Origin of the sequence: Thermodesulfobacterium sp. TA1, assembly GCF_008630935.1 — a bacterium.
Classification (GTDB): Bacteria; Desulfobacterota; Thermodesulfobacteria; order Thermodesulfobacteriales; family Thermodesulfobacteriaceae; genus Thermodesulfobacterium.
In genome coordinates, this window is record NZ_CP043908.1 from 1,209,907 (window position 1) to 1,223,169 (window position 13,263).

General features: G+C 36.6%; 13 protein-coding genes. All 13 read right to left on the reverse strand.

What is annotated here, in order from left to right; genetic code table 11:
• Positions 1–4 precede the first annotated feature (4 nt).
• Positions 5–2,440, reverse strand: a complete 2,436-nt coding sequence (locus tag F1847_RS06200; protein ID WP_150072210.1) for a ComEC/Rec2 family competence protein — start codon at positions 2,438–2,440, stop codon at positions 5–7.
• The gene (locus F1847_RS06205; protein ID WP_150072211.1) at positions 2,415–3,122 is read right to left on the reverse strand and encodes a YggS family pyridoxal phosphate-dependent enzyme; all 708 of its coding nucleotides are present in this window, start codon (positions 3,120–3,122) and stop codon (positions 2,415–2,417) included. The genes F1847_RS06200 and F1847_RS06205 overlap by 26 nt, the downstream gene beginning before the upstream one ends.
• Positions 3,110–3,670, reverse strand: a complete 561-nt coding sequence (locus F1847_RS06210; RefSeq protein ID WP_168194284.1) for a 5-formyltetrahydrofolate cyclo-ligase — start codon at positions 3,668–3,670, stop codon at positions 3,110–3,112. Before F1847_RS06210 ends, F1847_RS06205 begins: the two co-directional genes overlap by 13 nt.
• Positions 3,671–3,732: 62 nt before the next feature.
• Positions 3,733–4,161, reverse strand: coding sequence for a F0F1 ATP synthase subunit epsilon (locus F1847_RS06215; RefSeq protein WP_150072213.1), 429 nt, complete (start codon positions 4,159–4,161; stop codon positions 3,733–3,735).
• 11 nt (positions 4,162–4,172) lie between these two features.
• Complete coding sequence (gene atpD / locus F1847_RS06220) at positions 4,173–5,591, reverse strand: F0F1 ATP synthase subunit beta (protein WP_150072214.1); 1,419 nt, start codon at positions 5,589–5,591, stop codon at positions 4,173–4,175.
• Between the two features lie 31 nt (positions 5,592–5,622).
• Positions 5,623–6,504, reverse strand: a complete 882-nt coding sequence (gene atpG, locus F1847_RS06225) for an ATP synthase F1 subunit gamma (protein ID WP_150072215.1) — start codon at positions 6,502–6,504, stop codon at positions 5,623–5,625.
• A gap of 46 nt (positions 6,505–6,550) precedes the next feature.
• Positions 6,551–8,095: a F0F1 ATP synthase subunit alpha gene (gene atpA / locus F1847_RS06230; protein ID WP_150072216.1), complete on the reverse strand. Its 1,545-nt coding sequence runs from the start codon at positions 8,093–8,095 to the stop codon at positions 6,551–6,553.
• A complete protein-coding gene (gene atpH, locus F1847_RS06235) occupies positions 8,095–8,643 on the reverse strand; it encodes an ATP synthase F1 subunit delta (protein WP_150072217.1) in 549 nt (182 codons plus the stop codon). Before atpH ends, atpA begins: the two co-directional genes overlap by 1 nt.
• The gene (gene atpF / locus F1847_RS06240) at positions 8,640–9,236 is read right to left on the reverse strand and encodes a F0F1 ATP synthase subunit B (protein ID WP_240702771.1); all 597 of its coding nucleotides are present in this window, start codon (positions 9,234–9,236) and stop codon (positions 8,640–8,642) included. Before atpF ends, atpH begins: the two co-directional genes overlap by 4 nt.
• Positions 9,233–9,658 (reverse strand): hypothetical protein, encoded by a 426-nt coding sequence (locus tag F1847_RS06245; protein WP_150072218.1) that lies wholly within the window; start codon positions 9,656–9,658, stop codon positions 9,233–9,235. Before F1847_RS06245 ends, atpF begins: the two co-directional genes overlap by 4 nt.
• Before the next feature lie 103 nt (positions 9,659–9,761).
• Positions 9,762–10,853: an FtsW/RodA/SpoVE family cell cycle protein gene (locus F1847_RS06250; RefSeq protein ID WP_150072219.1), complete on the reverse strand. Its 1,092-nt coding sequence runs from the start codon at positions 10,851–10,853 to the stop codon at positions 9,762–9,764.
• Positions 10,834–12,753, reverse strand: coding sequence for a penicillin-binding protein 2 (gene mrdA / locus F1847_RS06255; protein ID WP_150072220.1), 1,920 nt, complete (start codon positions 12,751–12,753; stop codon positions 10,834–10,836). Before mrdA ends, F1847_RS06250 begins: the two co-directional genes overlap by 20 nt.
• Before the next feature lie 4 nt (positions 12,754–12,757).
• Positions 12,758–13,261: a hypothetical protein gene (locus tag F1847_RS06260; protein ID WP_150072221.1), complete on the reverse strand. Its 504-nt coding sequence runs from the start codon at positions 13,259–13,261 to the stop codon at positions 12,758–12,760.
• Between the last annotated feature and the right edge of the window lie 2 nt (positions 13,262–13,263).

A 13,263-nucleotide genomic window follows, 5' to 3' on the forward strand; every position in this document is an offset into this window, starting at 1 on the left:
CATCCTATGGATTAATTATCTCCCAACTTTTATGATAATCAAAGGTTTTACAAGATTGAGTAACCACATAATAAGGCACCAAAGGAAAAAACAGCCTAAGCCCAAAATCTTTTCTCCTTGTTTTTTCTAAACATATTATAAAATAATCATCTTTTGGAAAAACATAAAGGGTACCTTCTTCAGAAGTAGAAAAATGGGGGATCTCTTGTTTCTCAAGCAAAGATTTAAACTCTGGATGGGGATGATAAGGCCCTCTCCCTGAAGTTAAAACTACTTTAGGCTTTAACCAAGTCAAAATCTCCTGATTTATACCCTTTTTAGAACCATGATGAGGAGAAACAAGAACCTCAACCGGGAAAAGTTCACCTTCTTCTTTTAATCTATAAAACCTTTCTACGTCTATGTCTCCAGGACAAAACACCGTAAACCCTTTATGTTCCACAACTACTACCAAACTTTCTCGGTTTAGGTCCTCATATGACTCCTCTCCAGGAAAAAGATAAACCTCTGTATCTCCTATTTTAAAACCCTGAGGAACCGATATTTCCTCTAAAGGATAAATAAGGTTTACCTTTTGCCAGTCTTCTTGCGTAAATCTTCCGGTTATCGCTTTTTTTATTAAAAAATCTTTTTTAAGAGTGTTAAAGCCTCCGCTGTGGTCAAGGTCAGGATGAGAAACTATCAAAATTTCTATCAATGATACCCCGAGTTTTCTTAAAGTAGGCTCTAAATAAAACTTTGTCCAGTTGAAACTACCGTTTACAGTAAAATTAGGACCAGTATCTACCATAAGATATTTGTCTTTAGCCTTAAAAATCATCGCATTGGCTCTACCTACGTCTAAAACCACAAAATAGTTTATGTTTTTAAACAAAAAATAAACTAAACCTAATGTTGAGAAAAAGAAGATTAAACAGCTAAAAAAAACCTTTTTAGAGTTTAATTTCCAAACAATAACTCCTAAAATGATAAAAATAAACCATAAACAACAAAAAAGGTTTAAAGGCAGACTTAAAGTAAAAAATCCTTCCCAGAAAGGTAGATAAGTATATAAATCAAAAATTTTACCTATTAAATTTCCGAGATTTACAGCGATTTCTGGAAAAACAAAAGAAATAAAAGCCGTCAAAATACACCCAGGAATAAAAACCAAACTCCAAAAACCACCTGCCAATAAGTTGTTTAAAACCGTTCCTACAGGAAATTTTCCACTGATAGAAAAAATAAAAGGCATAAGCAATACACTTACTACCCCAGAAATAAAAGAAGAATAGACTATCCAAATTAAAATTTTATAATACCATCTATTCTCATAAGATGAAGCGGTTATATATGAAAATAAATAAAATTTATAAAATCTATCTCCTAAAATAAGACCTAAGGTTGCAAGAAAGGAAAGTTGAAAAGAGAGGTTACCTATCAGATAAGGTTGAAAAAGAAGGATTAAACCTGCCGTAAGAAAAAGGACCATCAATCCAGAGGTCCCTCTAAAAAATAAACGAGATAGTACATAAATCACCAAAAAAACAAAAGCTCGGTAGGCTGAGGGACAAAATCCTGAAAAAACGACAATAACAAAGGCTGCTGGAAGGGCGGTAAAACAGGCTAAGTTTTGTAAAGGATATTCCCACCTGAATACCGGAGTTAAACGAAGCAACCAAAAACTCAAATTATAAACTAATCCAAACATTACCGCTAAGTTAAAACCTGAGATGGCTAAAAGATGATAAAGTCCTTGATCTTTTAACCTTTCCTTAAATTCTTCTGGAAGATTGGTTTCTACCCCTAAAACCAAAGCCTGAAAAAGACCCTTTGCCGTTGGATTAAGCCTTTCTGAAAACTCAAAAAGTTTAAACCTAAACCTTTCCCAGCTAAAACTTTCCGAAGACCTACAAACCCAGCCTTTTTCTTTTACCAAAGATAATTCTTCTTCATACCCTTTAGTTTTTAGACGTAAACCTTTTTCTAAAGAAAAGGGAAGTAGGTATTCCTTTAAAACTTTAGGTTTTAACCACAAAAGGCATTCATCTCCAGGAACAAAAACTAACCCGTCGGTTTTAAAAATTATTTTTCCTTTTTCTGAATGATAGGCCTCAACCAAATAACCCTCAAAATAAGGTTCTACTTTTTCTATAACCACGTAGCTCTCTAATTCTTTTGTCTGTAAAGACTTATCAAACCGAGGTTCCCAAAAGGTTTGGCTAAAAATCAAAGATAGAAAAAAAACCACCCCAAAAACTACTACTTTTAAACAATTTCTTTCTTGATAAATGATATAAGTAAAGATTAAATAAAAGATTATCCCTGCCAGGGCTACAAACCACGGAATCCCCAAAAAACCTAAAAAAAGACCTAAGATAAAACCACTGATAAGAATAAACAAAATAGAATTTCTTTCAGGAAAAAAGATTCTTTTACAATTTACATTCTCTCTTACCAAAGAGAGCTTCTCCTATTCTGATGATGGTTGCACCTTCTTCTATGGCTACAGGATAATCATGGCTTGTGCCCATAGAAAGCTCTTTAAAATCTTCCCCTAAATAAGGTTTTAAACTATCAAAAATTTTTCTCATCTCTATGAAATACGGTCTTACTTCTTCGAGCTTTTCTTTATAAGGAGGCAAGCACATAAGGCCAATGATTTTTATTCGTTTAAATCCTAAAATCTTTTCTAAAAATTCTTCCACTTCTTCTTTCTTAATCCCAGCTTTGGTTGGTTCTTTTCCTATGTTTATTTCGATTAACACAGGGACTACCTTGTTTAGTTTATCAGCTTGTTTTTGTAGTTCTTTCGCCAATTCATAACGATCTAAGGTGTGTAAAACCGAAAAAAGACCTAAAGCCTTTTTAACTTTGTTGGTCTGAAGTCTTCCTATAAAATGCCACTCTATCTCTAAGGATGAAAGTTCTTTTATTTTAGCCTCACCTTCCTGAACATAGTTTTCCCCAAAAAGCTTAATTCCAAGTTCATAAGCTGTTCTTATTTTTTCTATACTCTGACCTTTAGAGGCAGCCAATACTCTAACTTCATCTAACGGTCTACCAACCTTTAAACAAGCCTTTTGTAGTTTGGTTAATATATTTTCGTAATTTTTTTTTAAAAGTTCTTTTAAATCTTGCATCGAATTACCCCCTTTTCTGTAACCAAAATATCTACTTTACAGTCATGAATTTCTAAAGGAAGTTTATCAAATATCTGAAAAGAAAAGGCTACCCCTATCTTTAATCCTTTTACTTTAGATAAAACCCGATCATAAAAACCTCCACCATAACCTATCCTCCCTCCGGTTAAATCAAAGGCTACCCCAGGAACAAAAATTAACTCTATTTTCTCTAACTCTATCTTAGGATGTTCAACCGGTGGCTCTAATAAACCAAAGGGACCTGGTCTCAAGTCAGAAAAACTATAGATTTGATGAAAGGTTAAATTTTTTTCTTGAACCCAAGTTTTGGGTAAATAAACTTTTTTATTTATTAAATCTTTTCCCATCAAAAAGACCAGAGAAACCTCTCCGTTTTTTGGATAATAATAGACTATTTTTTCAGTCTGTTGATAAAAAAGTAAATTTTCTATGTATTCACAAATAGTTAGGCTTAACTTTTGTAAAATCTCTAAATTATAAGACTTTCGAAGTGAAAAAATTAAACGACGAATTTTTGACTTTTGCAACTTTAAAAAAAATTTGAGGTCCCTGAAAAATTTCAGGGACCTCAAAATGTTTTAACTAAATTTTATCTTGGAACGCCAGTTTTTCCTTTTTCTGCGACTAAAAGCCTGGTTAAAGCCCTCTGGAGGGCAGCCCTTGCCCTTGCATAATCTATCTTTTCTGCTTGGGCCATATACTGTTGTATTCTCTTTTCTGCCCTTTCTTTTGCTTTTAAAGCCCTTTCTACGTCTATTTCATAAGCTTTTTCTGCTGATTCTACTAAAAAAGTTATTTTGTTCTGAAATACCTCGCAAAAACCTCCGCTTATAGCCACCCACTCCTCTTTATCTCCAACACGGTAGCGAAGAGGACCGATCTTAACCGCTGCCACCATAGGAGCGTGGTTGGCTAAAACGCCAAATTCTCCAGCAACTCCTGGGGCAGTAACTATGTCTACCTCTTCACTTACTACTACCCTATCTGGGGTTATTATTTCAAGTAAAATCTTAGCCATTTATCCCTCCGTTAGCCCTCCAATAACTTCTTACCTTTTTCTACTGCCTCTTCTATGGTTCCAACCATGTAAAAAGCCTGTTCTGGCAAGTCGTCATGTTTTCCTTCTAAGATTTCTTTAAATCCTCTGATGGTATCTTCAAGTTTTACATACCTTCCAGGAGTACCTGTAAACTGTTCAGCTACATGGAAGGGCTGAGAAAGGAACCTTTGGATCTTTCTTGCACGGGCAACGATGATCTTGTCTTCTTCAGAAAGTTCCTCTACACCAAGAATGGCGATAATATCCTGAAGGTCTTTATATCTCTGTAATACCTGTTGCACCTGACGAGCAACGGTATAATGTTCCCAACCTAAAACGTTGGGGTCAAGAATACGAGATTGAGAATCCAACGGGTCAACGGCAGGATAAATACCAAGCTCTGCAATCTGTCTGGATAAAACCACTGTACCGTCAAGGTGAGCAAAGGTAGTAGCTGGAGCTGGGTCTGTCAAGTCGTCTGCAGGCACATAAACACACTGCACAGACGTAATAGAACCTTTACTGGTAGAGGTAATTCTTTCTTGTAAAGCACCCAAGTCTGTAGCCAAAGTAGGTTGATAACCCACCGCAGAAGGAATTCTTCCAAGAATAGCAGAAACCTCAGAACCTGCCTGAGTAAAACGGAAGATGTTGTCTATGAATAAAAGCACGTCCTGACCTTCTTCATCTCTAAAATACTCAGCTACAGTAACTCCAGTAAGACCAACTCTTGCACGAGCTCCTGGAGGTTCGTTCATCTGACCATAGACCAGCGCCGCTTTATCAATAACCCCAGAGTGTTTCATCTCTAAGTAAAGGTCATTACCTTCACGGGTCCTCTCTCCAACTCCACAGAAAACAGAAATACCACCATGCTCCATGGCAATGTTATGGATCATTTCCATCATAACGACGGTCTTGCCTACCCCTGCTCCACCAAAGGTTCCCATCTTTCCACCACGAGGAAAGGGAATAAGAAGGTCAAAAACCTTAACCCCTGTTTCTAAGACCTTGATGGTAACATCCTGTTCAGTTAAAGCCGGAGCTGGTCTGTGGATAGGATAATATTTATCAGCATTAATCGGACCAGCCTCATCCACAGGCTCTCCTACCACATTCATAATTCTTCCAAGGGTCGCCTTACCTACAGGTACTTTAATAGGCTCCCCTGTTGCCCAAACATCTTGACCTCTTCTCAATCCGTCTGTAGTATCCATAGCGATACAACGTACTACATTATCTCCTAACTGTTGAGCTACCTCTAAAACTAAGTTCCACTCTCTATCATCTATAGCTGGATTGGTCACCTTTAACGCATCAAGCAGTTTAGGAACCTGTCCCGGAGGGAACTCAACGTCTACAACTGGACCCATAACCTGAACTATCTTTCCCATTACTTTGTCAGCCATACTTTAACCTCCTAAAAGCTTTTAATATTTGTTAACCTTTTTTGATAGCTTCAGCACCACCAACTATATCCATCAATTCTTTAGTAATAGAGGCTTGCCTTGTTTTGTTGAAAAGCAGGGTTAACTGTCTCACCATATCTCCACAAGCCCTGTTAGCATTATCCATAGCAGTCATACGAGCTGCCTGTTCACTAACAGCTGTCTCAAGCATAGCAGCAAACACAACGGTGTTTACATAAAGAGGTAAGATTTCAGGTAAAAGTTCTTCCTCTTCAGGTTCATAAATATAAGAATAAGTCATTTTCTTAGGTTCTTCTGTTTCTTTAGGTTCAAAGCTTAAAGGCAAAAGTTTTTCTACCTTAGGAATTTGTTTTATAAGGTTTACAAAATAACCATACACAATATAAACTTCATCCCATTCTCCGTTTAAGTAGGCTCTCATCGCTGAACGAGCTATCTTTCTAGCATCTTGGATAAGAACCTTACCCATCACATCTGTATAAGCTTCTTTAATAGTTGCTCTTTTAGCAAAATAACTAGCACCCTTTCTACCTACACAAATTAACTCTACCTCTTTTCCCTCTTTTTTAAACTTAGATATAGCCTTTTCTGTTTCTTTTATTAACATAGAGTTAAAAGCACCACAAAGGCCTCTATCTGCAGAAACTAAAATAATACCAACCTTCTTTACCTCTCTTACCTGAAGTAATTCTATCTTCTGGGGATTTATACCGCCAGAACTAATAAGATTACCGATAACTTCTTCAAATTTGTTTTTGTAAGGTCTAAAACCTTCCAATCTCCTTTGGATAGAACGAAGCTTAGCAGAGGCCACCATATTCATGGCCTTGGTAATCTGACCTATCTTCTTTACCGCATCTATCTTTTTTCTAATATCTCTTAAATTAGGCATTTTTACCCCCTTTATCTATCAACCAGCTCAAAACCCTCTCAATCTCTTATGGAACAGGCACAGGTTCAATATTATTATTTTTCTTAAAAAGTTCGTTAAATTCTTTGAACGCTTGAGTCATCTTTTGCTCTAATTCAGGAGAAATTTCTTTTTTCTCCCTTATTTCTTTATAAATCTCAGGATATTTACTCTCGATAAACTCGTACAATTCTTTCTCATACTGGCCTAAAACTTCTAAAGGCATCTCATCTAAAAACCCTCTTGTTCCAGCAAAAAGGATACATACCTCCTTTTCTACCGGAAGAGGTTGATACTGAGGTTGTTTCAAAATTTCTACCAAACGGGCACCCCTATGAAGAACCCTCTGAGTAGCCTTATCGAGCTCTGAACCGAACTGCGCAAAAGCCGCCAATTCTCTGTACTGAGCAAGTTCAAGCCTTAACCTTCCAGCTACCTGCTTCATAGCTTTAATCTGAGCTGCACCTCCAACTCGAGAAACAGAAAGACCTACGTTAATAGCTGGACGAATACCGGCAAAGAACAAACCAGGCTCCAAATAAATCTGCCCGTCAGTAATAGAAATAACGTTGGTAGGAATATAGGCAGAAACGTCTCCCTGCAAAGTTTCAATAATAGGTAATGCAGTCAAAGACCCGGCACCATAATTATCATGGAGTTTAGCCGCTCTTTCCAAAAGTCTTGAATGGTTATAAAAGATGTCACCAGGATATGCCTCACGTCCAGGAGGTCTTCTCAAAAGAAGGGACACTTCACGGTAGGCATTAGCCTGTTTAGAAAGGTCATCATATATAATCAAAGCATGTCTACCCGTATCTCTAAAGTATTCACCGATAGCACATCCAGAATAAGGAGCAATATACTGCAAAGTAGCTGGGTCAGATGCTGCCGCTACTACGATGGTGGTATATTCCATAGCCCCGTATCTACGCAAAACTTCTACTATCTGAGCTATGTTCGACTTTTTCTGTCCCACTGCTACATAGATACAATAAATGTCTGAATTTTTCTGAGCTAAAATAGCATCTATAGCAATGGCAGTTTTTCCAGTTTGTCTATCACCAATAATAAGCTCTCTCTGTCCTCTTCCGACAGGAGTCATAGCATCAATAGCCTTAATACCGGTGTACATAGGCTCATGAACAGGTTTTCTTTTAATGATACCAGGGGCTTTTACCTCTATTCTTCTGAACTCCTTAGCTTGGATAGGACCTTTTCCGTCAAGAGGTCTTCCTAAGGGGTCTATAACCCTTCCAATAACAGCCTCTCCTACCGGAACCTCAGCAATCCTTCCCGTTCTTTTTACCGTTTGACCCTCTTTAATCTTGGTAGCATCACCCATAATAGGGATACCCACGTTGTCAAACTCCAAGTTCAACGCAATTCCCATTTCTCCTGCTTCTACAAACTCGATAAGCTCCATAGCTTGACAATTTCTCAAACCAAAGGCACGGGCAACACCGTCACCCACCGAGATAACTACACCCATCTCGTTTAAGTCTATCTTTTTCTCGTACTCCTCAATCCTTTTTTTGATTAAATCGCTAATCTCTTCTACCCTTATCCCCTGCATCACAGCACCTCTCCTTTTATGATTTCTTTAAATTTTTCCAACTGAGTTTTAATAGTGCTATCTAAAACCAAATCACCTATCTTTACCTTCACACCACCCAAAATACTTTCGTCTAACTTAGGCTCCAAAATAACCTCTTTTTTCAGAAAGCCTTTTAAAACTTCTTGCAACTCTTTAACCTCTTCTTCACTTAGAGGATAAGAAGTATAAACCTCTCCTCTTGCCACCCCTAATTCCTCATCAAGCAGGCTTTGATAGAGGGTAAATATTTCTCCTATCAACTGTATCCTTCTTTTTTCTACCAACAACCTCAAAAACCTTTCCACTTCAGGGTCAACCTGAAGGGCCTTTAAAAGCTCCTCTACCACCTCCATTTTTAAATCAGGTGGATAAATAGGGCTTTGCAAGGCTTGCAAAACCTCAGGCATCGAGTCGAGCAACTCCTTAATTTTACCGAGCTGCTCCCCAAACTCCTTAGTTTTACCTAATTCTTTAGCTGCCGCAAAAAAACCTTTAGCATACTTTAGGGCTATGACTATTCCTTTCAATGAACCACCCTCCCTTTAATTTCGTTTATAAATTCTTTATAAATTTTTCTCTGATCTTCTTCAGTAATATTCTTCTTTAAAAGTTCTTCAGCTAATTTAACTGCAGCCTCCGCAACTTCCTCTCTCAATATGTTTTTAGTCTTTTCTATCTCTTGCTGAATGTAAAGTTCTGCCTGTTGCTTAATCCTCTCTGCCTGAAGGTTAGCCTCTTCAATAATTCTTTCCTTTTCTTTTAACCCCTGGGCTACATAATTTTCGTAGATAGCCTGAGCCTCTTTTTCTAAGTTTTTAACCTTTTCCTGGAGCTCTAAGTATTTAGCCTCTGCTTCCTTTTTCTTTTCTAAAAGTTCATTATATTGGCGCAATATGTTTTCTTGCCGAGATTTAAACATACTCACTACAGGCTTCCTGGCAAACTTATAAAGAATAATTACCAAGGCTATAAAGTTTAAAGTAAACCAAAAAAGATTCTTTAACTGGGTAGGGGTTACTCCATGAGAACCACCTTCTGCCCCACCAGCAGCCCAAACCAATTCAGCACCAAACAACAAAACAGTTAAACCAAATAAAATCATTTTTCTCTCCTTTATCATACCTTCCTCCCTAAAACTCTTTCAACGATCAAACCTGCAAAGACTTCTATACGGCCCTGCAAATCCTTTCTAATTCCCTCAAGCTGTTTAGAAAACTCTTGAGACCACTGATTTTTGTATTCTTCTACTTCTTTTAAAACCTTGGAAAGCAAATCCTTCTCAATTTTACGAGCCTCTTCCTTCAAAAGCTCTCTCTTTTGGGCTCCCTCTGCCCTTGCTTTGGCAAGCTCTTCTTCATATTTTTTGATAATTTCCTCCGCTGAGTTTAAAAGCTCCTTAGTTTCTCTTTCTAAGCTTGCAAAATGCTGCTCTCTTTTTTGCATGGCATTCATAACAGGCTTAATTAAAATTTGGTGCAAAATAAAAGTCATAATCAAAGCTTCAATAATTTGAATAAAAAGAGTAAAATCCACGTTTATCATCTTTCACCCACTCCTTTAGTTAGACTTTTTTAACTATCTTAAAGCTAAATTTGTATTATAAATTTTTAAAAAGTCAAGTTTTAGAAAGTTATAAAAAATAAAATTATTTAAAGAAATACTTTTTTATGGCCACGTTAAATAGCAAATACAGTAAAATATAAACCGAAATCGTGATAGATCCGCCATAACTTAAAAAAGGTACAGGGATACTGGTCATAGGTAATAAACCTGAACAACCACCTATGTTAAAAAATAGTTGCCAAAGTAAAATCAAGCTTATACCTAAACTTAAATATTTTCCAAACCAATCTTTGGTAAACTGAGAAACACAAATTCCAAAATAAACTAAATACCCGTAAAGAGCTAAAAAAACCGAAACTCCTAACAACCCCCAAGTTTCTGCCCAAACAGCAAAGGCCAGATCAGTATGTTTAGCAGGTAAGTATCCCAAGCGAGTAGACCAACCTTTATAAAACTTTTGCCCTGTCAAACCACCAGAACCTATGGCGATAAGCGATTGGTTCAACTGATAACCCCAGGTTTTCGCATATTTTTCAGGGTCAAGATACCCATAAATCCTTCCTTTCTGATGTGGCTTTAGCTTTTGCCATCCTATAGGAACGGCTATTATAGAAAAAACAAACGCGCACACTAAAAGCAACCCTAAAATCCTCTTAGGGATTCCTATAAAAAGCAACCAAGAAAAAAACATAACCCCCATGATAAAGGCATAGTCCAAGTCCATAGGAAGGATTAAAATTAAAGGTAAAACAATAAGACCGACTAGTTTAAAAAATTTCTTAGTAGAAATCACTTCGTTAGGTTCTCGGCTAAGATAAAGGCTTATCAACAAAACTAAAATAAATTTTATAAATTCTGAAGGCTGGATGGAGATAAAACCTAAATTAAGCCATCTTTTATGAAAAATTAGCATGACCAGCAACAAAAAGTTTAAACCCCAATAGGCATACCATACCATCTGAAAAGAGATTTTTTTATAATCTGTAAAAAAAACCAAAAAAAAGAAGAGGAAAAGACCTACAATGTGCCATAACAAATTTTTTATAAAAAATCCTAAGCTTTCAGCAATAAAAAACTGATGAACATTCCCTAAAAAAAACAAAGCTAAAACCACTAAAAAACCTTTTAAATTTCTTCTTACTGCCTCTTGATAGTTATCTTCCTTCACTTGCATTTTCTCCCTCTATATAGGGGTTCTCTAATCCCTCTTCTAATTCTGGTAACCCTTCTCCTTCTTCTGAGGTCTGAGTGGGAGGGGTAGAAATTTTAAAAAACACTTTATAAAGCTCTCTCGCAAGGGGAGCAGCTACACCTCCTCCATGGCCTCCATGTTCTACAAAAACCGTGCTAACTATCTCTGGGGTATCCTTTCCTGCATAACTTACAAACCAGGCATGGTTTTCAAGATGTTTAGTTTTTGCTTTAGAAGAAACCACTTGAGCGGTTCCTGTCTTGCCTGCAACCATTATTCCTGGAAGAGCAGCAGACTTAGCCGTTCCAGCTTTAACCACTTCGATAAGTCCTTGTCTTATCCAGTCTAAATGCTGAGGGTTTATATCTATCTTTTTTTCTAAAACTGACTGAAATTCTATCTTGCTTCCGTCTATCCTTTGAATAGCTTTTACTACATAAGGACGGTATAAATAACCACCGTTTGCTATGGCCATATAAAGCCTGGCTAATTGGATAGGTGACACCAATAAATACCCTTGTCCTATAGAAAGGACTACCGTTTCCCCTGGGAACCAATCCTGTTTTAATCTCTTCTTTTTCCATTCTCTATCAGGAACAAGCCCTAAGTCCTCCTCTACCCAACCTAAAGCTTTTTGCCCTAAACCAAACTCTCTTGAAATTTTAGCTATGTCGTCTACATCGAGCTTAGTCCCTAAGGTATAAAAATATACATCGCAAGACACCGCTATAGCCTTTATCAATCCCACTGTGCCATGTCCTCGGTGTTCCCAACATTTAAAGGTTCTACTACCAAAATTAAAATATCCAGGACAAAAAACACTTTGTCCCGTATTGGTTATAGTCCCCTTTCTTAAAGCTGTTAAAGCAGTAATAACTTTAAAGGTTGATCCTGGAGGATAACCCTTTAAAGTCTTATTCAAAAAAGGGCTTTCCTTAGCAGAAGAAAGGGCCTGCCATTCCTCTTTAGAAAAACCTGAAATAAACTTTTGAGGGTCTATAGAAGGAGAACTAACCATAGCTAAAATACCACCGTCTAAAGGAGAAAGGGCGATAATAGCCCCTCTTTTACCTTTCAATAATTCATAAGCTGTAAGCTGAAGATTATGGTCTATGGTTAAAAAAAGGTCGTTTCCTGCTACAGGCTCTGTTCGTGAAATTACTCTACCTAATCTACCGTAGGCGTCTCTCTCTATCTCCACCACTCCGTTTTTACCCTTAAGTTCTGTTTCAAAAACCCTTTCTAATCCCTTTCTTCCTATTAGGTCTTCTACATGATATCCTTTGTCTTTAAGTTTGAGGTATTCTTCTCGAGTAATTTTAGAAACATAACCTATCAAATGGAAATAAGCTTCTCCATAAGGATAATATCTTTCAGACTCTACCTCTACGCTTACCCCAGGTAAATAGTAAAGCCTTACCATAACCTTAGCTACTTCATCCCAGCGCAAATCAGACTTTAAAAGCACTCGACTTATGGAAGTTTTTTTAAGCAGATAAAATTGCTCTTTTAAACTACCAAAATCCTCCTGCAAAAGTTTGCTTAATTTATATAAAACCTCATCTTCTTTATCTTTAACCGCTTCAACATCTATATAAAGATTAAAAACCGCTTTATTAGTAGCTACCACCACCCCATCTGCAGTAATTATATTTCCTCGAGGGGCTTTTATTACATAACTAACCACTGAGCGAGATTTAGCTTTTTTAGCATAGTATGAATGTTTTATGACTTGTAAATAAAAAAATCTCCCCCAGAGAATGATCAAAATAACGATCAACAAAACTTTAGCCCAAAAAAGTCTTTTATCCCAGAACTCAGAATTTAAAATCTTTTGTTTAGCCTTAGCAAAATCTTGGATTAAAAAAGCCCTTCTTTTCATTCACTTAGATCTCTTCTTTTTTGACTAACCAATTTTTAAGAAAAAAATCAATCCCAAAAGCCCAAAACAGAGTAAATAAAGTAAAATGTATCAACTTTTTTACTTGAAAGACCCAAAAACTTAAAGCGAAACTAAAATGCACCGTCCAAAGTAAAAGAAAAAGTTTTATTGCAAAAAAAAACAATAGATTAGCCCCCCAAAAGAAAAATTTGATACGGAAAGAGTTTAGGTCTAAATATCCCTTAACCCAATCAAAGAATATACCCAAAATCAAAAAATAACCTAAGGTTAAAACCTCCTGATTAGTCTCTATTCCACTTATAAAACCCAAAAACAAAAGGTAAACCCATAGCCACAAATTAACCTTTCTATAACTAAGAAAAACTAAAGCTATGGCTAAAAAAGGATTACCCAAAGGACTTAGGAAAAAACTTTGTAAAAAACCCTTTAAAAAAAGAACCAAAAAGGCTAAAAGAACTCCTATTCCCAAAAATTCTTTAAAATTCATGG